Origin of the sequence: Streptomyces sp. NPDC001843 (assembly GCF_042891955.1) — a bacterium.
GTDB lineage: Bacteria > Actinomycetota > Actinomycetes > Streptomycetales > Streptomycetaceae > Streptomyces.
In genome coordinates, this window is the sequence record NZ_JBIATQ010000011.1 from 244,346 (window position 1) to 267,983 (window position 23,638).

Below are 23,638 nucleotides of genomic sequence, written 5' to 3' on the forward strand. Positions count from 1 at the left end.
TGCACCCAGGAGCCGAAGCATGAGTGATCGGCGCGGCCTCCACGACCTGCTGTCCGCCTCCGCAGCTCGCACACCCGACGCTCCCGCGGTCGTCGGGCCCGCCGGTTCGACGAGCTACGGGGAACTCGACGAACGAGCCGATTCCCTGGCCGGCAGGCTGGCCGGCCAGGGAATCGGAAAGGGGGATCGAGTCCTGATCTGGTCCCCCAAGTCCGCCGACGCGATCGCCGCCATGCAGGCGGTCCTGCGCCTCGGCGCGATCTACATCCCGGTCGATCCCCTCACTCCCCCCGAGCGGTTCGTGGCGATCGCGCGCGAGTCCGGGGCGCTCGCCCTGTGCGCTCCGCAGGACCTGTCCGCACGGGTGCCGAGCCCGCTGCGCGACTGCCTCGCGTGCGTCGACCTCGACGCCGCGCCGGCGTCCGACGCTCTCCCGCGTACACCGGTGAACACGCGCGTCGAACCGGACGATCTCGCCTACATCCTCTACACCTCGGGTTCGACCGGGACGCCGAAGGGTGTCTGCATCAGCCACCGCAGCGCCCTGGCCTTCATCGATTGGGCCGTTGCGGAACTCGCCCCCGGCCCGTGGGACCGCTTTGCCAACCATTCGGGGCTCTCGTTCGACCTGTCCGTACTCGACCTCTATGCCGCCTTCACCGTGGGGGCGGCCGTGTGTCTGATAGACGCCGAATTCGCGTACGCCCCGGAACGGCTGGTCGAGTTCCTGCACCGTGAGCGGATCAGTGTGTGGTACTCCGTGCCTTCCGCTCTGATTCTCATGCTGCGTGACGGCGGTCTGCTCGATCGGCCCGCGCCCGAGACGCTCCGCGCGCTGCTGTTCGCCGGCGAGCCGTTTCCGATCGGCCATCTGCGAGCCCTCGCCGCCTGGTCCGACGCCCGGCTGCTCAATCTGTACGGACCCACCGAGACCAACGTGTGCACCTATCACGAGGTCCGCCCCGCGGACCTTGCCCGCGACCTGCCGGTCCCGATCGGCAGGCCGTGCAGCGGCGACCGGGTCTGGGCTCGCCGCGCCGACGGTTCGGAAGCGGAACCCGGTGAGGAGGGCGAGCTGGTCGTCAGCGGGCCGACAGTTTTTGCTGGTTACTGGGGCCGGCAGCCGCAGGAGGGCCCTTACGCGACCGGCGATCGAGTCAAGGTCCGGCCAGATGGTTCGTTCGATTACCTCGGGCGCCGCGACGGCATGGTGAAGATCCGCGGACACCGGATCGAACTCGGAGACGTCGTCGCGGCGCTGTACTCCCATCCGGGGGTCGCCGAGGCCGCTGTCGTCGCGGTGGGCGAGGGGTTGGACCGGGTTCTGTCCGCGTTCGTGGTCCGAAGCCAGGGAAGCAGTTTCGGGAACGTCGCGCTGCGTCGACACCTGGCCGACAGACTCGCACCGCACATGATTCCCGGTGACATCCGCTTCGTGGACCGGCTGCCCCACAACGATCGAGGGAAGCTCGACCTCGCGGCTCTGCAGAAACCACTCCACGGCGCACAGAAAGTTCAAGGGTGAGAAATGACGACCCAGACCCGAGAAGACATTTCGTCCGAGCTGCTCACCTACATCCGTGAGAGCTTCCTGGCCGGGGATCCGGAGGGCGAGCTCGACGCGGATACCCCGTTGCTCGAGCTCGGGATACTCAACTCCCTGAACACCGCCATTCTGGTCGCACACCTCGGGGAGGAGTATGGCGTCCACGTGCCGTTGATCGACGTCACCGCCACCACCTTCAAGTCCGTGCGCACCCTGAGTGAGCTGGTGCACGAGAGTCTGTCGCAGAAGTGAAGACCGTCGTTCCCGCCAACAAGTAGTCTGGATGTCCAATTGAAATTAAACGCGGACATGTTCCTGCTACATGCGCCCAGCGTGTACGACTTCCGGGACCGTGACGACATCCTGTTCGCCTACCTGAGTGACAGCGACAGTGTCAACGTCACGTCCGTGTACGAGATGTACCCCATCGGCTGGTTCTCGATCAAGCAACAGCTGGCCGACCACGACTTCGACTGCCAGATCGTCAACATCGCCTCCCTGATGTTGACGCACCCGAATCTCGACGTCGAGCGACTGATCGGGCGGTTGGAAGCGCCGGTCTTCGGCTTCGACCTGCACTGGATGACCCAGTGCAACGGTGCAATCGAGCTGGCCAAGGCGGTGAAGCGGATTCATCCGGAGTCGCTGATCGTCTTCGGTGGCATCTCGGCCACCTACTTTGCCCGGGAACTCATCCGGTACCCGCAAGTGGACGTCGTTGTGCAGGGCTACGACACACTCGCCCCCATCACCCAGCTGGTCGAGGCCGTGGTCCGGGGTGGCCGGGACTTCAGCTCGATACCCAACCTCCTCTACAAGGGTGATGATCGGGTCGAGACCACAGGATTCAGTCACAAACCCACCACGGACTACAACAACGTCAGGAATGACTGGTCCTACTACCGGAACACGCCGGTGACGCCGCTTTCGAGCAAGCTGATCATGACGCTGCCGAACACCGGGTGCGCCCACGACTGCGGCTGGTGCGGTGGCTCTCGCTTCGCCTATCGCAACATCATGGAGGTGGACAGGACCCTCGTGCGAAAGGACAACGACCTGATCGTCGAGGAGCTCAAGACGATGGGGGAGGCGGCCAGACACACCTCCATCTACGCCCTCCAGTGCTACTCGGAAGGCAGGACGAGGATGCACGCATACCTCGATGCCGTGCGCGACCTCGGGTACCGGAGTGTCTTCTTCGAGCAGTTCAACCTGACGCCGGACGACACGCTGAAGAAGATGGGCACTTCCACGGATTCGTACATCATGCTCTCCCCCGAGTCGCACGACCCGAAGATCAGCAAGGCCGCCGGCCGCGGCACATACACGATGGCCGAGATGGAGGAATGGATTCCACGCGCGTTGGACGCCGGGGTCAAGGGCGTGATGATTTGGTTTTTCATCGGCATGCCATATCAAGACAGCCAGTCCGTACGCGACACGGTTGCCTACTCGGAGCGCCTGATCAGCAAGTTCGCGGGGTCGTCGGTCCTTCCGCTCATCTGTCCCATGGTGCCCTTCCTGGACCCTGGCTGCCGATTCTTCGAGGAGCCCGCCAAGTACGGCTATCGAATTCACCACCGTACGCTGGAGCAACATCGGCAGGCCATGGTCGAACCGCTCTGGTACCGTCGGCTGAATTACGAGACCCAGTGGCTGAGCCGACGCGACATTCAGGATGTCTCCTACGAGGCGATCGAGCGGCTGGTGAGCATCAAGGGTGAGCACGGTGTCTTGTCCAGCGTGTTCTGCGAAGCGGTGCTGAAGACGATTGAACAGACCAAGCGGCTCCTCGCGGAGATGGATCACGCTCTGTCCCTGGACGGCCGGCTCCCCGCGACCCTGCGGGACGAAATGCGCGCTTACAACCGCAAGATCCTCGCTTATTCCAGCGACCAGATCCTGCCGATACCCCGCCCCTTCGGCGGCCGCTGGTTCGACGACGTCACGGTGCCGCAGGAGTTGATCCGCGAGCTCTCGACGACCCCGTGACCCCACGGAGACGGCACACTTCTCAACAGCAGGAAGGACCGACTGACCATGGCGAACCACGGACCGGTGGTGTATAGCCTGAAAGTGCCTGGCGCGCGCTTGCACTACGAGATCCAAGGAGCAGGTCCCCTGCTCGTCGTGGTCGGTCTGCCCATGGGCTGCAAAGGGTTCGCGCCGATCTCGCGGCCGCTGGCCGAGCACTTCACGGTCGTGACCTTCGACCCCCGTGGGGTCCACAGCAGCCCTGCGGATGACCCGAACCAGGACGCCGTCCCCGAGTTGATGGCCGACGACGTGCACCGGCTCATTTCGGCGCTCGACGCCGGGCCGGCGTACTTGTTCGCCAGCAGCGGAGGCGGTGTGACCGCGCTCGCGCTGGCTGCCCAGCACCCTGACCAGGTCAGGATGCTGGTCGCCCACGAGCCCCCGCTGCTGGAGCTGTTGACCGACCGCGCAGAGGTGCGCGCCGCCATCGACGAGATATGCGACATGTACCGTGAGGACCGCCCCGCGGCGTTGCAGAAGTACCTCGCCCTGGCCGACATCCGCCTGCACCGGCCGACCCCGGAGCCGCCCGGACCGAATTCGTTCACCGCCCCGTGGGACGTGTGGACCATCCTCGACCGGCTCTTCCATTTCACCCTTCGCCCGACCACCCGCTACCGGCCTGACATCGACGCGCTGCGATCCATTGCCGACCGAATCGTCATCGCCGGCGGATCCAAGGCCCAGGGGGCGCTCTTCCACCGCACCGCGGTCGCACTCGCCGATCAACTCGGCACCGAAATCGTCGACTTTCCCGGCGACCACACCGGCTTCCTGACCGATTCGGAGCCCTTCGCCCAGTTGCTGTTCGAGGTGTTCACGAAAGCGCGCTCGCACAACGGTTCTTAGAATCCGGGACCGACCGGCATCAGAGCACCGAAGTGGCATGTAGGCTCAGTGCATCGAGCCGCTAACCCCGCCAATCGTTGAGATCAGTTCACTGACGCAGCATTAGGGGGATCGAGATGAAGATCGAACCGATTACGGGATCCCAGGCCGAAGCCTTTCACCGGATGGGCTCCCGGGCGTTCGAAAGGTACAACGAGTTCGTGGATCTGCTGGTCGGCGCCGGCATCGCCGACGGCCAGACCGTGGTGGATCTGTGTTGCGGTTCCGGGGAGTTGGAGATCATCCTCACCTCCCGGTTCCCATCGCTGAACCTGGTCGGTGTCGACCTCTCGGAGGACATGGTCCGCATCGCCCGGGAGTATGCCGCCGAGCAGGGCAAGGAGCTGGAATTCCGTCACGGGGACGCGCAGTCCCCGGATGGCATGGAAGATCTGCTCGGGAAGGCGGATCTGGTGGTCTCGAGGCACGCGTTCCACCGGCTCACCCGGCTCCCGGCGGGGTTCGACACCATGTTGCGCCTGGTCAAGCCAGGGGGAGCCATCCTCAACGTCTCCTTCCTGCATGTCAGCGACTTCGACGAGCCCGGGTTCCTAACGTGGGTTCAGTTTCTGAAGGAGCGGCCCTGGGCCCCGGAGATGCAGGCCGCCTGGGCGCTGGCTCACTATTACGCGCCCCGGCTCCAGGACTACCGGGACGCCCTGGCTCAGGCGGCCGGTCAGACGCCGGTGTCCGAGCAGAGAATCTGGGTCGATGACCGGGGCTACGGCGTTCCCACGGTCAAGTGCTTTGCCCGTCGGGCCGCCGCCTGAGTGGCGGTTCGGTCCTGCTGCTCAGCACTGGATCGCCCGCCACGACATCGAAGGTGCCACCGGACTGCCGGGGCCGGCCGCACCGCGGCCGGCCCCGGCAGTGCAGTCCCGCCGCACCAACGCATTCGAGGAGATCGGCGTCCGGGAAGAACTCGAAGACGGCGGATACATAAAGAATTATGGCATCGAGTCGTCAGCTGCGGATTCAACGAACTCACGGCGTGAGCACGGTGGGTGGAAAATACTGAGCCGAGGCACCTGGACCCGGCTGGTGGTGGCACCTATCGTAGGCAGCGTGGCACACATACTCCAATCTCAGCCCGAAGAAACCCCCCAAGGCGCAGGCAGCCACTCATCGCTGTATCTGGACCTCATGATCAAGGTGTTAGCCGGGACGGTGTACGAGGATCCCGCGCACCGGGAAAACTTCTCCCATCGCGATTCAACGTACCGGGAAGAGGTTCGCAACGAGGGACGCGACTGGCCGGCGAACGCGCACACGATGATCGGAATCAAACGCCTCGAAAACATTCGGCAGTGTGTCGAGGATGTTCTCGACAACGACGTCCCCGGTGACCTCGTGGAAACCGGGGTGTGGCGTGGGGGAGCGTGCATCTTCATGCGGGGAATACTGCGCGCCCACGACGTGCGCGACCGGACCGTGTGGGTCGCTGACTCCTTCCAGGGCATTCCTGACGTCGGTGAGGACGGCCATGCCGGCGACCGGAAGATGGCGCTGCATCGGCGAAATTCGGTGCTCGCGGTGTCCGAGGACGAGGTTCGGCGCAACTTCCGCAACTACGATCTGCTCGACGATCAGGTCCGGTTCCTCCCCGGCTGGTTCAAGGACACGCTGCCCACCGCGCCGATCGACGCGCTCGCCGTATTGCGGATGGACGGGGACCTGTATGAATCCACCTGGGACACCCTGACCAACCTCTACCCGAAGGTGTCCGTCGGTGGCTACGTCATCGTGGACGACTACCTGATGTGCCCGCCGTGCAAAGTCGCGGTGGACGAATACCGAGCGCGGTTCGACATCACCGACGAACTGATCAGGATCGACCGCGACGGTGTCTACTGGCAGCGCACCAAGTAGTTCCACGGCGACTCGACGCCTCGGGTATGTGGACCACCCGGGCGGAGGGCGCAAGAACACCAATCGCGGACCCGGATCAGAATGCGGTGACCCGTAATGTGTACTCACTCAGAACATCGGTCCGTGCAGGGCTCTTCAGCCACGGGGGTATTGCATCGAGTCCCTAACTCTCTCAGCTTCTACTATCAGCATCTGCTCGTGGCCAGTGAGCGGATCGATGCCACTTGGGCCAGTACCGGTTCCTGGTTCGAACCGAGCTGGCAACTTCCCAAACTCGGCCCCGAGCTGGACGAGTTCTTCTCGGTCAGCGCGATCTCCGCCAGCGAACTCGGCGAATACCAGGGGCGTCGGCTTCACTTCCTCGACTTGACCGAGAACCCGGGCACACACACGACGAAGACGTTCGGCTCCTCGGTGATCGTGGCCCGCGCGGTGCGGCATACCGAGCTGACCGGCGAGCCGGTACTGCTGGTGACCCCGTCGGCGGCCAACAAGGCGGTGGCGCTGCGTAACGCGGTGCTACGCGCCTACCGGGTCGGCCTGTCGGACCCGGGCAGGCTGCGCGTGGTCACCGTGGTGCCGGACAGTTCACTGCCCAAACTGTGGGCCTCCGACCTCGATGCCGATCCGGCGCTGCACGCGGCCAACCCGATGGGCGTCTACTCCGGCCCCGAACGTGAACACGTCAAGAAGATCACGACGGCCGCCGTCGATGATCTGGTCGCCAGCGATCCTGTCCTGCGTGGATTTCGAGTCTGGTACACGCTGAACCCGAAGAACTACATGGTGGCCGACTTCATTCGGACACTGTTCGAGTACGAGTACTTCCCGCCTGTCGGCGAGCGGTGGCACACCCACGCCGTCTCCAGCGCCTACGGTTTCCTCGGACACGACCTGGGCCGGCAGATGGCGGCCGAGGACGGTGTCCGGTTCGACGTGCCGCAGCGCTACTTGCTGGTGCAGCATCTGGAGACGCCGGATCTTGTCAGCGCCGTCACCGGCATCGACGTCGAGACCGTGGTCCGGGATCTTTACCGGGCCACCGGAGACGGCTTGCTGACCAGGCCCGCGGACGCCGATCCCCGGTTGCCCGAGTACTGCTATTCAACCGGCGAGCGCCTGGAACGGACCTTCTACACGCGCAACCCGCCGACGACGACAGCGGTCCGGCAACTGGTGGCCGACCACGGTGGCGATGGGATCGTGGTTTCCCTGCCGGAGTGCGTCAACCGCTATGCCTTCGTCCGAGATCTGTTGCGCGGCGCCGACTTCCACCGGCTGCCGGAGGACCCCCGCCAGCTGCGGGAGTGGGCCATGGTGATGTCCGCCGTCGGCTGCCTCAACGCGATCGACCGTGACCTGATCCCCGCCGGTGCCGACGTGGTCATCCATGGCTCGGGCGCGTATTCCGAAGGTGAGTTCAACCAGATCGACCGGAGTCGGCTGATCGAGGTGAACACCCCGGACGAGGTACGCGCGCTCATCAGCGGTGCGATCCAGGCGGACGGCGAGGGCGGTTGATGGGTACATCGGTGGTCAAGCCCGTTGATGACGTGGCCGGTCGGCTCGCGCGGATCCTGACGACCGGTCGGTCCGGTCCGTTCCTGGGCACCCCGTGCGGCGTGCTCGCCCAGCTGTACCGCGAGCTCGACGCCGCGCGCGGGATGCGGACCATCGCGCGGGAGGACTCCGCGGTCGGGGTCGCGGCCGGCGCGGCACTGGCCGGCCGGCAGCCGGTGGTCTTGATGCAGAACTCCGGGTTCGGCCAGTCGGTCAACGCATTCGCGTCGTTGATCATGCCCTGCCGGCTCGACGTGGTCACGGTCATCAGCGTCCGGGGCATGGCCCCGGACAACACTGAGGAGAACAGCGCTATGGGCACGCTCACTCCGACGATCCTGGCCGGTCTGGATGCGGACGTCCGCTGGCTCGCCGAGGGCGCCGACCTGACCGAGGCCACAGCCGACTGGCTCGCCGCCAAGGTGGACCAACCGCGGTTCCTGCTCATCGCCCCCGGTCTTTTCGGTTGGCGCGCGTGACGATCCGCATGACGACGCACTCGCCGCAGACCAAGGTGGCAGCCATCGCCGAGATCATCGGCGCGTCCGGGAACACGCCGATCGTGTTCACCACCGGCTATGCCTGCCGTATCGCCAACGGCATCCAGGACAAGCCCGGCCACTTCTACATGGTCGGCTCCATGGGGCTGGCCGGCTGTGTCGCGGTGGGCGTCGCGGCCGGGCTGTCCCAGCCGGTGATCGTCGTCGACGGGGACGGCGCGTTGGCGATGAATCCCGGCGCGCTGTTGCTGGCCGCCGAGTTCAACGCGTTGCCGCTGATCCACATCGTGTTGGATGACCGCGCGTACAGTTCCACAGGCGCCCAGCCCACCCCAGCGGTCGGGGACATCGAGTCCTGGGCGGCCTCGCTCGGCTATCTGGTGTTGTCCCCACCACCGGCCGACGGCGTCGGCTCCGTGGTGGCCGGCCTCCTCGCCGGCGAGCTCACCCGACCGCATCTGTTGCGCCTCCCGGTCGCGCCGGACGGCCAGAACGTCCCCGGCCGGATCGAGGGCCGCCTGGCCGGATACGCGGCTCGGTTCCGCACGCACTGCCGAGGCTTGCGGGCCAGGTCCGAACTGCCCGTCGTGTGAACGGCAGGCGGCCGTCGAGAACTGGAAGCGAGAACTGGAAGGTCGATGCAACCTGTTGAGAGCGGACGCGGACGAGCGGTCGGTACCTGCGGCGAGCTCGTTCAAGGCACGGTTGACGGCCGCGAGTTGATGGTGACCTTTCCCGTCGACTGGTACAGCGACGTGGTCGTGCGTGGCTCCTACTTGCCCGGCGTCCGGGTGTGGCCACGGTCGAAGGTCAAGGTCCGCCGGATGTGCGATTTGCTGCTCGACCGGCTGGTCGGGGCCAGTTCCGCCGATGTCGGGCTGGACGTGCTGGTCAGCTCGATGATCCCGGAGGGCCGCGGCCACGCGAGCAGCTCCGCGGATCTGACGGCGCTGTGCCGGGCGATGGCGCGGTGGCTCGGCGTGCCGCTCGCTGACGACGACATCATGCGGCTGTGCTGCGAACTGGAGCCGTCCGATGCGGTGTGCCGTCCGGTCCCCACACTGTTCGACTTCATCCGCGGCGAGGTGCTGTTGCGCTACGACGACCCGCCGCCGATGGCTGCGTTGGTGCTGGACGAGGGCGGGACGGTGGACACCGTGACCATGCGGCGGCTGCCCTGTACCGAGGCCGAGAGCGAGCGGTTGGCCTTGGCGTTCGACTTGGTGGACCGGGGCTTCCGGCTGGGTGATCTCGCGTTGATCGGCCGGGCCGCGATGATCAGCGCCGAGGTCAACCAGCGGCGGGTGTACAAGCGGAACTTCGAGATTGCCAGAGAAGTGGCTGAGGCCTGTGGCAGTTACGGAGTCTCGGTCGCACACAGCGGGACCACTCTGGCACTGCTGTTCGACCAGCATGAGGTGGAGGGGATCCGCGCGGCCAACGCGGCGCTGAGAACAGTCGCCGCCGACTGCGAACTGTTCCTGCTCAACTCGGTGGTCCCGACGCTGCGGACGGCACCCGACTTGACTGAACTGCACACTCGCTGACGGCGAACGAGTGAGTCGATTCCCTTTTGGCCGGTGCATTCCCCGGGGGTGTCAGTGGGTGCAATCAGGTTCGCCCTGCCGAAGCAGGGCCGGCCGATCAGCATTGCCGGGTACCGGACGGCCGCCCGGCGGGTCCTTCCCGACCTGGTGTGGGCGTACGTGGAGAACGGCGCAGACGATTCCGTCACGTTGGCGGCCAACCGGTCCGCGTTCGCCCGCTGGTCCCTGCGCCAACGAGTACTGCGGAGTTCCGCCGGGCGGAAAATGGCTGCCCGGTTCGGAAACACCGAGCTGGCGATCCCGGTCATGATTGCGCCGACCGGGATCAACGGACTGGTGCACTGGCGCGGCGAGTTGGCCACCGCATGCGGTGCGGCCGCGGCCGGTACCAGGATCGTTTTGAGCACGGCAGCGTCCTATTCTGTCGAAGAGGTCGCCGAGGCGAGTCCGGTCGGACACTGGCTACAGGTCTATCCGTGGCGCGATCGAGAACTCATGGACTGGCTGCTCGAGCGCGGCCGACGAGCCGATTGCCCGACGCTGGTGGTCACGGTCGACACACCGGTGTTCGGAAATCGCGAACCGGAACGGCTGCAGGGCATGAGCATCCCGCCCGTGCTGACCCCCAGGCACGCGTTGGACGCCGCGCTGCACCCTCGGTGGGCGTACAAAGTCCTGCGCCACCAACGGGTGTACATGGGCAACCTGGTCGGGATGAGCGGAGTGGGGGCCGGTGCGCTCGCGGCGAAGGTGCGCCGGGAACGGATGATGGCCGGCGAACTCGACTGGGACGACTTCGCCAGGGTCCGCGCGCAGTGGCAGGGACTCTGTTACGTCAAGGGAATCCTGGACGCAGATGACGCAGAGCGCGCTGTCTCGCTCGGTGCGGACGGGGTCATCGTGTCCAATCACGGCGGCCGGCAGCTGGACGGCGCCCCGGCCACACTGGACGCGCTGCCCGTGATCGCCGACCGGCTGGCCCACCGCGCTACGGTGCTCGTCGACGGCGGGATCCGCAGAGGCACCGACGTGGTGAAGGCTCTGTGCCTCGGTGCGGATGGCTGCCTGATCGGTCGCCCGGCGCTCTACGGACTTGCCGTGGGTGGCGAGTCCGGGGTCGAACACGTGCTCAACATCCTGCGCGAGGAAATCGACCGCACCCTGGCGCTCATGGGCTGCTCGGACGTCGCCGATCTCGGCCGGGACTGGCTCATCCCCCGGTAGCACCGTCGGTGCCACCGGGGATGGTGTGATCGCGCCGGCCCACCGAACGGTGCCGGACTTGGGTTCAGTCGGGCCGGTCGCCAACGGTGGCTGGGGCGCCGGGCTGCTTGGACGGTCGCCGGCCCCGCGTGGCCAGCAGGGCGATGACGGTGATCAGCAGTGTGATCGTGATCGCCACGGTGGAGCCGAGGAACCCGTCGGTGGCGGCGCGGAGATGGTCGCCGCGGTGGTCGGTCAGGGAGCCGAAGTACAGCGCTCCGATGACAGCAATCCCGATCGTCGATCCGATGCGCTGCCCGGTTTGCAGGACGGCGCCGGCGGCACTTCCCTCGGTCAGGGGCACCGTTTGCAGGGCAAGCGTCAGGTTCGGGCCGATCACCAGCCCGCTGCCCACGCCGACGAGCAGCAGCGGCCCGGCCACGAGCAGCCACACAAGGCCGCCCGCGCGGTGGCCGATCAGGGCGAGCAGCCCGGCGGATCCCAGTGCGACGGCGGCCAGTCCGATGACGACCAACCGGCGTCCGACCCGGTGGACCACGCGGCCGGCCAGCGGGGCGCTGATCGCCGCGCCGAGCGCAGTGGGGGTCCCGACGGCGCCGGCGGCCAGTGCCGAGTAACCCAGCCCCTGTTGGAAGTACAGCGACACCACGAACGGGATACCGACATAGCCGGCGAAGTAGCCCATGCCGACGAACGCGCTTATCGCATAGTCGCGCTGGCGCAACATCGCGAGGTTGACCAGCCGTGCCCGGCCGGAACGCGTGCAGTGCTGCTCCCAGGCGATGAAACACGCCAGCAGCAGGGCCGACAGCCCGAGCAGGTACCAGGGCACCGACGGCTGTCGCTGCTCAGCCGCGATCAGCGGCAGGATAAGCGCGGCGACACCGGATCCGAGCAGTGCTATCCCGAGCAGGTCGAGTCGGACTCCTCGTACCTGCTGCCGATCGCGGGGGAGCCACCGCAGGCCCAAGGGTAGCGACAGTGCCGCGATGGGCACGTTCACCAGGAACACCCACCGCCATCCGTCGTCAGGGCCGCCGGCCTGGATCAGCAGACCGCCGACCAGCGGACCAATGGCCGTGGTCGCGGCGATCATCCCGCTGTACGCCCCGCTTGCCTTGCCCAGTTCCGGGCCCCGTGCGAACAGCTGCCGCATCAGCCCGACCACCTGCGGCGTCACCACCCCTGCGGCGAGGCCCTGCAGCAGCCTGGCGACCACGAGCCACCACCCGGAGGCCGCCAGCCCACAGGCCAGGCTGCCGAACGCGAAGAAGGCCAGCCCAACCAGCAGCGTGCGCCGCCTGCCGATCTGATCACCCAGCGCCCCGGCGGGCACCAGCACCACCCCGAAGGTCAGTGTGTAGCCGAACGCCGCCCACAGCATCTGCCCGGCCGACAAGTGCAGCCCGGCCTGCATCGAGGGGACCGCGACGTTGATGACGCTCACGTCCAGCAGCGTTACGAATCCTGCCAGCAGGCACACCGAGTACGCTGCCCAGCGCCCTGCCTGCATCGGTTCGGCCACGTCGGTTTCTCTCATACCGGCCCTTCCGTCCTGCCTCATGACGTCTACTCGCTGACTTCACTTCAGCCGGTCTCACCAAAGCCGATCAATGACCAACATGGTCATGGAACAATCACCAATAGGAATCGATCGAGGTGCGGAGGGCGGTGAAGATGGAGGTTCGGCAGTTGCGCTACTTCGTCGCCGTCGCCGAGTGTGAACACTTCGGCCGGGCGGCCGAGACCCTGCACATCGTTCAAGCTGCGGTGAGCAAGCAAGTCGCGCGGCTGGAACGCGAACTCGGACTCACGTTGTTCGACCGGTCCCACCGCCGGGTCCGACTCACCCCGGACGGCCATGCCTTCCTGGCCCACGCACGCCGCGCGCTACGCGGCATCGACCGCGCCGCCGCCGCGGCCGCCGACCTGGCCGCCGGTAACACAGGCTTGCTGCGCATCGGTAGCAGCATTGGACTCGGCCCCCGCGTCGATGCCGCACTCGCGGCCGTCCGCGGTGCGTACCCCGGCCTCACGCTCCAGGTGACGACCTCTGCGTCGACAACCGGTCATCTCGCCGCCGTCGCCGACCACGATCTCGATGCCGCCTTCGTGGCCGCACCACAGGCCACCCCGGGCGTCCGGGTTCATCACCTCTGGGACGAGCCGTTGCTCCTGGCCGTCCCCGCTGCACGCGCCGGCTCCGCCGGCGACCTCGCCACTCTCGCTGATCTCCCTCTGGCCCGATACGTTCGCGCGGACAGCCCCGGTACCGACGACCTGATCACCGCCGCCTGCCAGGCGGCCGGGTTCACCCCCCGGAAGGGCCCCACCCTCACCCGAGCCCAGGACCTCCTCAGCGGACCCGTTTCCGCCGGAGACTGCTGGGCCTTGCTCGCCGCAGACTTCCTCCACCACGTCCCCGCCGCTGTCGCCCTCGTTCCGCCCGTCCCACCGGTCCTCGTGCCCACCGCACTCGCGCTACCCGATCCCGCACGCCGTGCCGTCGTGCTCAACCTGCTCACCGTCGCCCAGGCCGGGACCGTCTGACGACCGGTGTTCCTGGCCCGCCGCGCCGGGTCCATCCCGTGAACGGTGTTTCTGTTTCTCAAGCGGTCTGGATCAACCAGTCCACTGGCCGGCCCACGACCACGCAATAACCACCCACCGACTCATTCGCCTTGACAACTATGGCGGCGGGGCTGGAAGCTCGCATGGTGAATCGGTGGTTAGTTACTGGTGCGGGAGGAATGCTCGGGAGGGATTTGGTGGCGGTTTTGGAGGCGCTGAACGAACCAGTGCTGGCTGCCACTCGACAGGATCTCGACATCACTGACCGCTTATCGATCCGAGCCGTTGTCTCCAGGTATCGACCGACGATGATCGTCAATTGCGCAGCATGGACGCGATTTCATGAAGCGGAGACCAATGAAGCTGAGGCCCTTCTTGTCAACGGAAGAGGGGTGAGGGAGCTCGCTACGATATGCGGCGATCGATCGATACGGTTGGTCCATCTCTCCACCGATTACGTTTTCGACGGCGCGAGTTGCCGACCCTATGCCGAAAGTGCGACCACCAGTCCGATCAACGCATACGGTCGGACGAAGCTGGCCGGCGAGCAGGCTGTTCTCGAGTTGCTGCCGGACCACGGGACGATCGTGAGAACCGCCTGGCTGTACGGTCGACATGGCACGAACTTCATTCGCAAGATGGTCCGGCTGGAGCAGACGCGCAAGACGGTGGACGTGGTGGACGACCAGTGGGGCCAGCCAACGTGGACCGTGGATTTGGCACAACAGATCGTGGCACTCGTTCGGCGCGGTGCGTCCGGCGTGTTCCACGGGACAAGCTCAGGCGAGACCACGTGGTACGACTTCGCCCAAATGATCTTCCGGTTGCTCGGTGCGGATCCCGGACGAATCCGCCCGGTGCGCAGCGACCAGGTCGCCGGCGGCGAACTGCGTCCCCGATACACGGTGTTGGGGCATGCCGCCTGGCGCGAGGCCGGGCTGACGCCGATTCGGCACTGGTCTGCCGCTCTGGAGCAGTCGTTTTCCCTTCTGGCTGACGATGAATGGTAACCCTCCTCGAGTAAGAGAAAGGAGGTTCCGCGGATGCGACTTCTGGTGACGGGCGGTGCCGGCTTCATTGGCTCGGAGTTCGTCCGGGCCACCTTGCGTGGCGTTCTGCCGGGCTCATCGGGAACCCACATCACCGTTCTGGACAAACTGACATATTCTGGCAACGAGCTCAATCTGGCACCGATCGCGGACCTGCCGAATTACCGGTTCGTGCAAGGCGACATCTGTGATCGGCATCTGGTGGACGATGTGGTCGCCGGACACGACGCGATCGTGCACTTCGCTGCCGAGACACATGTGGATCGCTCGATCGAAGGTGCCGCTTCGTTCGTCCGTACGAACGCACTGGGTACGCAGGTGCTGCTGGAAGCGGCCTCCCGTCACCGACTGGGACGGTTCGTTCACATCTCGACCGACGAGGTGTACGGATCGATTGCCGAGGGCGCCTGGACCGAGGAGTCCCCGGTGGCCCCGAACGCACCGTACGCGGCAGCCAAGGCGGCGGGAGACCTGCTGGCGCTGGCGTGGCACCGGACCCGGAAGCTCGACGTCGTGGTCACCAGATGCACCAACAACTATGGGCCGTACCAGTATCCGGAGAAGCTGATCCCGCTGTTCACGACCAATCTCCTGGACGGGCAGCAGGTTCCGGTGTACGGGGACGGCTGCAACCGCCGACAGTGGCTGCACGTGTCGGACCACTGTCGCGCGATCCAGTGCGTGCTCCTCGGTGGTCGGCCCGGGGAGGTTTACCACATTGGCGGCGGCACCGAGTTGACCAACCTCGAACTGACCGAACACATCCTCAAGGCCTGTGGTGCCGGCTGGGACATGGTGAGGCATGTTCCGGACAGGTTGGGACATGATCTCCGCTATTCGCTGGACACCACCAAGATTCGTACGGAACTCGGTTATTCGCCTCGTGTCGCGTTCGCGGACGGGCTGGCGGAGACAGTGGAGTGGTACCGCACTCACCGTGGTTGGTGGGAACCACTCAAAAATCCTGACGCAGCGACGGGTTCACCAACCGACGCCAGCACATGATGGCGCAGCACGTCGGACATGCCCGTGAGGGGGAGGAACACATGCAGGACATTGTGCGTCCCATCAACGAGTGCCGGGTGTGCGGGCACAACGATTGGCTGGATGTGGTCTCGTTCGGATCCACACCACTGGCCGGGAACCTGCTCGGCACGGAAGACGACTCGAGGGATGAGACTCTGTTCCCGCTGGATGTCGGCGTGTGCCGTAAATGCTGGCTGATGACACTGCGGCATGTCATCGAACCAGATGTCCTTTTCGGGCATTACCGGTACGTCGCCTCGGACGCAGGCTCGATCATCCAGCACATGCGGCAGCTCGTCGAACTGTGTATCCGGTGGGTCGGCCTGACCGACAGAGATCTCGTCGTGGAGTTCGGCAGTAACACCGGTGCTCACCTGGAGCTGTTCCAGCAGGCCGGCATGCGTGTGGTTGGCGTTGATCCCGCGCGCAATCTCGCCGACATCGCCAATGACCGCGGCGTCACAACGATTCCTGTCGGCTTCACCACCGAAGTCGGCCAGGAGATCGCGGCTGGACATGGTCCGGCGCGACTGGTGTTCGGTCGCCAATGTTTCGCCCACATCGACGACATCCACGAAGTCCTCAACGGAGTCTCTGCCCTGCTGGCGCCTGATGGCATGTTCTTCGTGGAAGTTCCGTATCTGGTGGAACTGCTCGCAAACAATCAGTTCGACACCATCTTCCACGAACATCTTTCCTACTTCTCACTCGGCGCGCTGTGCAGGCTGTTCGAGTCGCACGGGCTACGCGTCGTGGACGTGCATACAGCCGATGTGCACGGCGGCTCGATCGTGGTCTTCGCCGCCCCGGCCACCGCCGACCATCAGGTGCGGCCCGCCGTCGCCGAGATGCTCGCGGAAGAACGAAGCCAGGGCATCGCAGAGGAGAGTACTTACCAGAAATTCGCCGAGCGTACGGAACGGGTGCGCGCACAGATCCGGGAACTGGTGCGCAGCTTGGTGGCAGAGGGCAAGACAGTGGCCGGATACGGCGCACCGACCAAAGGCAGCGCACTGCTGGCCGCATGCGGGCTGGGGCATCAGGAGATCCGGTTCTGTAGTGACACAACAGCCCTGAAGCAGGGAAAGTTCCTACCGGGTTCCAGAGTTCCCATCTGGTCGCCGGAACAAGCAAGCGACCATGTACCGGACTACTACCTGCTGTTGGCCTGGAACTACGCGCCGGAGATCATCAGCAAGGAGAAGGCGTTTCTGGAAGAGGGCGGCCGTTTCATCGTTCCCATACCCGAACCGCGCGTGATATCGGCGGAGTCGGGGTGGTGACACCGAAGGCTGCACCAACGGTGATCAGGCGTTGTCAGGTTGCTGATGAGGTGGCTGGTTGAGGGGAATCCTTCTCGCGGGCGGTACCGGCTCCAGGCTGTGGCCGGTCACCCGGGCCGTTTCCAAGCAGTTGATACCGGTCTTCGACAAGCCGATGATCTACTACCCGCTGACCACGCTGATGATGGCCGGCATCCGGGAGATACTGGTGATCACGCGCCCCGAGGACCAGCGTCAGTTCCGTCATCTCCTCGGCGACGGCTCGCAACTGGGCCTGTGTCTCGAGTACGCGGTCCAGGAGAAGCCCGAGGGTATCGCCCAGGCGTTCGTCCTGGGTGCCGAGTTCATCGGCGACCAGTCGGTGGCCTTGGTCCTCGGGGACAACGTCTTCCATGGCGCGGGCCTGGGAGCCAGGCTGCGTCAGTACAGCGATCCCGCCGGGGGACGGATCTTCGCCTGCGTCGTAGCCGACCCCAGGGCCTACGCGGTAGTGGAGTTCGACGAGGCCGGTACTGCCGTCTCCATAGAGGAGAAGCCGGCCCATCCCAAGTCGCGGTACGCCGTGCCGGGGCTGTACTTCTACGACAACCGGGTGTTGGAGGTCGCTCGCGGCCTGATGCCGAGTCAGCGTGGCGAACTGGAGATCACCGCCGTCAACGAAACGTATCTGAAGTGGGGCCAGCTGCGGGTCACCGCGCTCGAGCGGGGTACCGCCTGGCTGGACACAGGAACGTTCACCTCCTTGGTCCAGGCATCGGAGTACGTGCGTGTGGTGGAAGAACGGCAGGGCCTCAAGATCGGCTGCGTGGAAGAGGTCGCCTGGCGCTGCGGCCTCATCGGGGACGACCAGTTGCGGGAACTCAGCCGCCCGCTGCTGAAGAGCGGCTACGGCCGGTATCTCCTCGACCTGCTCGCCGATCAGGAGTTGAAGGAGTTGCAGTCGTCGTGAAACTCCGCCCGCTCGTCAATCCGTCGGTATCCGTTCGCGGCGTGGTGCGCGGCATCCACTTCGCCGATGTGTCGGCCATCGACCAGCCCAGCGGGACGCCGCTGCTCCCCGCCCGTGACCAGGACACGCTCCTGCTCGGCGAAGCCCTGGGACCTGTTAGCCGGAAATAGTGTCCCGGGCGCTATGCGACAAGGCGCCAACAAGCCACCTGAGTGACCTTCTGCCGCATTTTCGGTGGGGCAAGGCAGAGGGGATCGGCATAGGTGGCGCGCGAGTCGCACGGCGGCGTACGGGGGTGCTCTCATCCCGTCGGCAAGGGGCGTCTCCGGTACGCTCGGCAGCGTCTCGAACGGCGACGTCCCGAGGCCCGATGTGCCCAGGGCCCTGTTCGGGCTGCCGTGCCGTGTCTCCCCCAGCTGTCCGGCCGCTCCCGCACCACGGTGCGGGAGCGGCCGGACAGCTATGCCCGAAAGAGAGCGTCTGTGACTACTTACGACACTCGCACCGCCACCGACACCCGCGGATCCCAGCAGCCCGGCCATGTGGGGACGGCCTCGTACGACGCCAACGCGATCACTGTTCTGGACGGCCTGGACGCCGTACGCAAGCGGCCCGGGATGTACATCGGCTCCACGGGGGAGCGGGGGCTCCACCACCTGGTGCAGGAGCTCGTGGACAACTCCGTGGACGAGGCACTCGCGGGGGTGGCCGACCGGATCGACGTGACGGTCCTCGCCGACGGCGGGGTGCGGGTGGTCGACAACGGCCGCGGCATCCCGGTGGGGATGCACCCGGTGGAGAAGCGGCCGGCCGTCGAGGTGGTGCTGACCGTGCTCCACGCGGGCGGGAAGTTCGGGGGCGGCGGGTACGCGGTCTCCGGCGGTCTGCACGGTGTGGGTCTGTCGGTGGTCAACGCCCTGTCGACCCGGCTGTCGGCGGAGATCTGGACCGACGGCCACCGGTGGACGCAGGACTACAGGGACGGCGCTCCCATCACCCCACTGGCCCGCCACGAGGCCACCTCCCGGACGGGCACCTCGCTGACGTTCTGGGCGGACGGCGACATATTCGAGACCACTGAATACTCCTTCGAGACGCTGGCCAGGCGTTTCCAGGAAATGGCCTTCCTCAATCGTGGGCTCACCCTGACCCTCACCGACGAACGGACCTCCGCGCGCGCGACGGCCGCGGCCGACGAAGCCGACTCGGACCCGGCGGCGAAGACGGTCTCCTACCGCTATGACGGCGGCATCACCGACTTCGTCGCCCACCTCAACGCCCGCAAGGGCGAGCCGACCCATCCCTCGGTCATCACCATCGCCGCCGAGGACACGGAACGGCTGTTGTCGGCCGAGATCGCCCTGCAGTGGAACGGCCAGTACACCGAGAGCGTGTACTCCTACGCCAACGCCATCCACACCCATGAGGGCGGCACCCACGAGGAGGGCTTCCGCACGGCCCTGACCACTGTGGTCAACCGCTACGCGCGGGAGAAGAGGCTGCTGCGGGAGAAGGACGCGAACCTCTCCGGCGAGGACATCCGCGAGGGCCTGACCGCGATCATCTCGGTCAAGCTCGGCGAACCGCAGTTCGAGGGCCAGACCAAGACCAAACTCGGCAACACCGAGGTGCGCACCTTCGTTCAGAAGATCGTCCACGAGCATCTGACCGACTGGTTCGACCGCAACCCGAACGAGGCGGCGGACATCGTGCGCAAGGCCGTCCAGGCCGCCACGGCCCGGGTCGCGGCCCGCAAGGCGCGCGACCTGACCCGTCGCAAGGGCCTGCTGGAAACGGCGGCGCTGCCGGGCAAGCTGTCCGACTGCCAGTCGAACGACCCGGCGATGTCCGAGATCTTCATCGTCGAAGGAGACTCCGCCGGCGGCTCCGCCAAAGCCGGCCGCAACCCGCAGTACCAGGCGATCCTCCCGATCCGCGGCAAGATTCTGAACGTCGAGAAGGCGCGGATCGACAAAATTCTGCAGAACCAGGAGATCCAGGCGCTCATCTCCGCGTTCGGCACGGGTGTGCACGAGGACTTCGACATCGCCAAGCTCCGCTACCACAGAATCATTCTGATGGCGGACGCGGACGTCGACGGTCAGCACATCAACACCCTGCTGCTGACCTTCCTGTTCCGCTTCATGCGGCCACTGGTCGAGGAGGGGCACGTCCACCTCTCCCGCCCGCCGCTGTACAAGATCAAGTGGAGTCGGGACCACGTCGAATACGCCTACTCCGACCGCGAACGCAACACGCTCCTGGAACGGGGCAGACGGAACGGCCGCCGGATCAGGGACGACTCCATCCAGCGCTTCAAGGGTCTGGGCGAGATGAACGCCGAGGAACTGCGCGTCACCACCATGGACCCCGACCACCGGGTCCTGGGACAGGTCACCCTCGATGACGCGGCTTTCGCCGACGACCTCTTCTCCGTCCTGATGGGCGAGGACGTGGAAGCCCGCCGTCACTTCATCCAGCGCAACGCCAAGGACGTCCGCTTCCTCGACATCTGACCCTGGGCACTGCTCCCGCCCCTCTCGGGCGCGTGACCCAAAGCCCCATCGCTACCTCTGTTATTCAGGAGAGCACTGCGTGAGTACATTCCCCGCCCCGGCCGTCGGCAGCCGCCCCCAGGACGGCTCCGACTACACCGCAAGGCACCTGATGGTGCTCGAAGGGCTCGAAGCCGTGCGCAAGCGCCCGGGCATGTACATCGGATCCAGCGACAGCCGCGGTCTGATGCACTGCCTGTGGGAGATCATCGACAACTCCGTGGACGAGGCCCTGGCCGGCGCCTGCGACCACATCGAGGTCATCCTCCACGACGACGGCTCCGTGGAAGTCACCGACAACGGCCGCGGCATCCCCGTGGACACCGAACCCCGCACCGGCCTGTCCGGAGTCGAGATCGCCTACACCAAACTCCACGCCGGTGGAAAATTCGGCGGCGGCTCCTACACCGCCTCCGGTGGCCTGCACGGCGTCGGCGCCTCCGTGGTCAACGCGCTGTCCGCCCGGCTGGACATCGAGGTCGACCGCCACGGCCGCACTCACACCATCAGCTTCCGCCGCGGCACACCCGGCACCTACACCGGCCCCGGACCCGACGCCCCCTTCACCCCCGCCCAGGGACTGCACCGGAGCACCGAAATCCCCAAGTCGCGGACCGGCACGCGCGTGCGGTACTGGGCCGACCGCGAGATTTTCCTCAAGGACGCCAAGCTCTCCCTGGAGAACCTGCACCAGCGTGCCCGCCAGACCGCGTTCCTGGTCCCCGGGTTGACCATCGTCGTGCGCGACGAGTACGGCCTCGGTGAGGGCGGCAGCAAAGGTGAGGAGTCGTTCCGCTTCGACGGCGGCATCAGCGAGTTCTGCGAGTACCTGGCGGACGACAGGCCGGTCTGCGACATCCTCCGTTTCAGCGGACAGGGCGCCTTCAAGGAGACGGTCCCGGTCCTGGACGAGCACGGCCAGATGACTCCCACCGAGGTCACCCGCGAGCTCGGCGTGGACGTCGCGCTGCGCTGGGGCACCGGATACGACACCACGGTGCGATCCTTCGTCAACATCATCGCCACCCCCAAGGGGGGCACCCACGTCGCCGGCTTCGAGCAGGCCGTCACCAAGACGATGAACGAGGTGCTGCGCGCCAAGAAGCTGCTGCGCGTCGCCGAGGACGACATCGCCAAAGACGACGCCCTCGAGGGCCTCACCGCGGTCGTCACGGTCCGCCTCGCCGAACCGCAGTTCGAGGGCCAGACCAAGGAAGTCCTCGGTACCTCGGCGGCCCGTCGCATCGTGAACAACGTGGTCAGCAAGGAACTCAAGGCGTTCCTGACCTCCACCAAGCGCGACGCCGCCGCCCAGGCCCGGGTGGTCCTGGAGAAGGCGGTCGCCGCCGCCCGTACGCGCATCGCTGCCCGCCAGCACAAGGACGCCCAGCGCCGGAAGACGGCCCTGGAGTCCTCTTCGCTGCCCGCCAAGCTCGCCGACTGCCGCAGCGACGACGTGGACCGCAGCGAACTGTTCATCGTCGAGGGCGACTCCGCGCTCGGTACGGCGAAGCTCGCCCGGAACTCCGAGTTCCAGGCCCTGCTGCCGATCCGAGGCAAGATCCTCAACGTGCAGCGTTCCTCCGTGACCGACATGCTGAAGAATGCCGAATGCGGTGCGATCATCCAGGTCGTAGGAGCGGGTTCGGGCCGCACCTTCGACATCGATCAGGCCCGGTACGGCAAGATCATCATGATGACCGACGCCGATGTGGACGGCTCCCACATCCGGTGTCTGCTGCTCACGCTGTTCCAGCGCTACATGCGGCCCATGGTCGAGGCCGGCCGGGTCTTCGCCGCGGTGCCGCCGCTGCACCGCATCGAACTCGTCCAGCCCAAGCGTGGCCAGGACAAGTACGTGTACACCTACTCCGACCGCGAGCTGCGCGACAAGCTCATGGAGTTCCAGAGCAAGGGCATCCGGTACAAGGACTCGATCCAGCGCTACAAGGGGCTGGGTGAGATGGACGCCGACCAGCTGGCCGAGACCACGATGGACCCGCGCCACCGCACCCTGCGCCGCATCAACCTCTCCGACCTGGAGGCCGCGGAAGGCGTGTTCGACCTGCTGATGGGCAACGACGTGGCTCCCCGCAAGGAGTTCATCACCGGCTCCGCTGCCACGCTGGACCGGTCCAGGATCGACATCTGAGCTCGACTCCGTCGTGGATCCCGAGAAGCTCGGGGTTCCTCCGCCGACGAACCGCCAAGACCGCGGCCGGGGGTGTGAGTGCCTCGGTGAGCTGTACGTCGGCCACCTTACCGGCGGCGTACTCCCGGAAGAACCTGCCTCGATGCGGCGTATCGGGGAATTCCGTCCAGCAGTGATGACCGCACGAGGAATCGCAAGAACGAGCCGAAGAAAAAGGGCTGGGCCTCGTGGCGCTGGAGCGGGGACGGCCGGCGGCCCGGAAAATTCGTGAACGGTAAAATCAATGAGGTGGGGCCCGTACTCCAAGAGCACGGGCCCAGCCACATGATGCGCGAACCAGTGGCTCGCGACGATTCGCGTCAGCGTCAGGCGGGAACGATGTTCTCGGCCTGCGGGCCCTTCTGGCCCTGCGTGACGTCGAAGCTAACCTTCTGGCCTTCCTGAAGCTCGCGGAAGCCTCCGTTGCTGATGATGTTCGAGTAGTGGGCGAACACGTCAGCGCCGCCGCCCTCCTGCTCGATGTAGCCGAAGCGCTTTTCCGCGTTGAACCACTTCACGGTGCCAGATGAGCGAGAACCCCAAGCTTCCGCCCCCCCCCGAGTTCGCGTACGGCTCACCACGCGGAGACCCACGATGGGAATCTGTCTCGGGGCCCAGACATGACTGCAGCCCTGCGTCCCCTCGCCGATGTTCCCGTCCTGCACTGGTACAACGACTGCTTCGCACTGCCCGCCGGCGCCTGCCACCTCGCGATGCCCGCACCAGGCGTTCGCCGTTGGAGCCCATATCCTCGGGCTCCAATTCCACCTGGAAACCGATCCCCGTGACATCGAACACTGGCTCATGGGCCACGCCGAGGCTCTCCTCGCCGCGGACATCGAT

The 23,638-nt window shown here is 66.2% G+C and carries 21 protein-coding genes; 19 read left to right on the plus strand and 2 right to left on the minus strand.

From position 1 onward, the window contains the following. The first annotated feature begins 19 nt into the window (after window positions 1-19). The 11 genes from ACFYZQ_RS27290 (at window position 20) to ACFYZQ_RS27340 (ending at window position 11,171) form a co-directional block, all read left to right on the plus strand. Window positions 20-1,525, plus strand: a complete 1,506-nt coding sequence (locus ACFYZQ_RS27290) for an amino acid adenylation domain-containing protein (RefSeq protein WP_389152853.1) — start codon at window positions 20-22, stop codon at window positions 1,523-1,525. A gap of 3 nt (window positions 1,526-1,528) precedes the next feature. After that, window positions 1,529-1,798, plus strand: a complete 270-nt coding sequence (locus tag ACFYZQ_RS27295) for an acyl carrier protein (protein ID WP_389152856.1) — start codon at window positions 1,529-1,531, stop codon at window positions 1,796-1,798. Window positions 1,799-1,879: 81 nt separating this feature from the next. Beyond that, a complete protein-coding gene (locus tag ACFYZQ_RS27300) occupies window positions 1,880-3,538 on the plus strand; it encodes a cobalamin-dependent protein (RefSeq protein WP_389152859.1) in 1,659 nt (552 codons plus the stop codon). Window positions 3,539-3,586: 48 nt separating this feature from the next. Next, window positions 3,587-4,432, plus strand: a complete 846-nt coding sequence (locus ACFYZQ_RS27305; RefSeq protein ID WP_389152862.1) for an alpha/beta fold hydrolase — start codon at window positions 3,587-3,589, stop codon at window positions 4,430-4,432. Window positions 4,433-4,548: 116 nt separating this feature from the next. Continuing rightward, entirely contained in the window at window positions 4,549-5,241 is a 693-nt protein-coding gene (locus ACFYZQ_RS27310) for a class I SAM-dependent methyltransferase (RefSeq protein ID WP_389152865.1), read from the plus strand. 373 nt (window positions 5,242-5,614) lie between these two features. After that, window positions 5,615-6,340 (plus strand): demethyldecarbamoylnovobiocin O-methyltransferase, encoded by a 726-nt coding sequence (novP, locus tag ACFYZQ_RS27315; protein ID WP_389153106.1) that lies wholly within the window; start codon window positions 5,615-5,617, stop codon window positions 6,338-6,340. Between the two features lie 123 nt (window positions 6,341-6,463). Next, on the plus strand, window positions 6,464-7,861 hold the full coding sequence (locus ACFYZQ_RS27320; protein ID WP_389152868.1) for a DUF6002 family protein: 1,398 nt from the start codon (window positions 6,464-6,466) through the stop codon (window positions 7,859-7,861). Continuing rightward, entirely contained in the window at window positions 7,861-8,379 is a 519-nt protein-coding gene (locus tag ACFYZQ_RS27325) for a hypothetical protein (protein ID WP_389152871.1), read from the plus strand. The genes ACFYZQ_RS27320 and ACFYZQ_RS27325 overlap by 1 nt, the downstream gene beginning before the upstream one ends. A gap of 8 nt (window positions 8,380-8,387) precedes the next feature. Next, window positions 8,388-8,993, plus strand: coding sequence for a thiamine pyrophosphate-dependent enzyme (locus tag ACFYZQ_RS27330; protein WP_389152874.1), 606 nt, complete (start codon window positions 8,388-8,390; stop codon window positions 8,991-8,993). 45 nt (window positions 8,994-9,038) lie between these two features. Further along, entirely contained in the window at window positions 9,039-9,947 is a 909-nt protein-coding gene (locus ACFYZQ_RS27335; protein ID WP_389152877.1) for a hypothetical protein, read from the plus strand. A 54-nt stretch (window positions 9,948-10,001) separates the two neighbouring features. After that, window positions 10,002-11,171, plus strand: a complete 1,170-nt coding sequence (locus ACFYZQ_RS27340) for an alpha-hydroxy acid oxidase (RefSeq protein ID WP_389152880.1) — start codon at window positions 10,002-10,004, stop codon at window positions 11,169-11,171. Window positions 11,172-11,235: 64 nt separating this feature from the next. On the opposite strand, the gene ACFYZQ_RS27345 is transcribed toward ACFYZQ_RS27340, so the two are convergent. Next, complete coding sequence (locus ACFYZQ_RS27345; protein WP_389152883.1) at window positions 11,236-12,696, minus strand: MFS transporter; 1,461 nt, start codon at window positions 12,694-12,696, stop codon at window positions 11,236-11,238. Window positions 12,697-12,848: 152 nt separating this feature from the next. On the opposite strand from ACFYZQ_RS27345, the gene ACFYZQ_RS27350 reads away from it, so the two are divergent. The 8 genes from ACFYZQ_RS27350 (at window position 12,849) to ACFYZQ_RS27385 (ending at window position 22,756) form a co-directional block, all read left to right on the plus strand. Then, window positions 12,849-13,721 carry a LysR family transcriptional regulator gene (locus ACFYZQ_RS27350; RefSeq protein ID WP_389153109.1) on the plus strand — a complete coding sequence of 291 codons (873 nt, stop codon included), beginning with the start codon at window positions 12,849-12,851 and terminating at the stop codon, window positions 13,719-13,721. Window positions 13,722-13,885: 164 nt separating this feature from the next. After that, the gene (rfbD, locus tag ACFYZQ_RS27355; protein ID WP_389153111.1) at window positions 13,886-14,752 is read left to right on the plus strand and encodes a dTDP-4-dehydrorhamnose reductase; all 867 of its coding nucleotides are present in this window, start codon (window positions 13,886-13,888) and stop codon (window positions 14,750-14,752) included. Between the two features lie 33 nt (window positions 14,753-14,785). Further along, window positions 14,786-15,796: a dTDP-glucose 4,6-dehydratase gene (rfbB, locus tag ACFYZQ_RS27360; protein ID WP_389152886.1), complete on the plus strand. Its 1,011-nt coding sequence runs from the start codon at window positions 14,786-14,788 to the stop codon at window positions 15,794-15,796. Window positions 15,797-15,837: 41 nt separating this feature from the next. Then, window positions 15,838-17,100: a class I SAM-dependent methyltransferase gene (locus ACFYZQ_RS27365; RefSeq protein WP_389152889.1), complete on the plus strand. Its 1,263-nt coding sequence runs from the start codon at window positions 15,838-15,840 to the stop codon at window positions 17,098-17,100. Between the two features lie 58 nt (window positions 17,101-17,158). After that, entirely contained in the window at window positions 17,159-18,049 is an 891-nt protein-coding gene (gene rfbA, locus ACFYZQ_RS27370) for a glucose-1-phosphate thymidylyltransferase RfbA (RefSeq protein WP_389152892.1), read from the plus strand. Beyond that, on the plus strand, window positions 18,046-18,219 hold the full coding sequence (locus ACFYZQ_RS27375; protein WP_389152895.1) for a hypothetical protein: 174 nt from the start codon (window positions 18,046-18,048) through the stop codon (window positions 18,217-18,219). Before rfbA ends, ACFYZQ_RS27375 begins: the two co-directional genes overlap by 4 nt. Before the next feature lie 312 nt (window positions 18,220-18,531). After that, window positions 18,532-20,565, plus strand: a complete 2,034-nt coding sequence (gene gyrB / locus ACFYZQ_RS27380; protein ID WP_389152898.1) for a novobiocin-resistant DNA topoisomerase (ATP-hydrolyzing) subunit B — start codon at window positions 18,532-18,534, stop codon at window positions 20,563-20,565. A 79-nt stretch (window positions 20,566-20,644) separates the two neighbouring features. Beyond that, window positions 20,645-22,756, plus strand: a complete 2,112-nt coding sequence (locus ACFYZQ_RS27385) for a type IIA DNA topoisomerase subunit B (RefSeq protein WP_389152901.1) — start codon at window positions 20,645-20,647, stop codon at window positions 22,754-22,756. Between the two features lie 365 nt (window positions 22,757-23,121). On the opposite strand, the gene ACFYZQ_RS27390 is transcribed toward ACFYZQ_RS27385, so the two are convergent. Next, window positions 23,122-23,373, minus strand: a complete 252-nt coding sequence (locus ACFYZQ_RS27390; protein ID WP_389153113.1) for a cold shock domain-containing protein — start codon at window positions 23,371-23,373, stop codon at window positions 23,122-23,124. Window positions 23,374-23,638 lie beyond the last annotated feature (265 nt).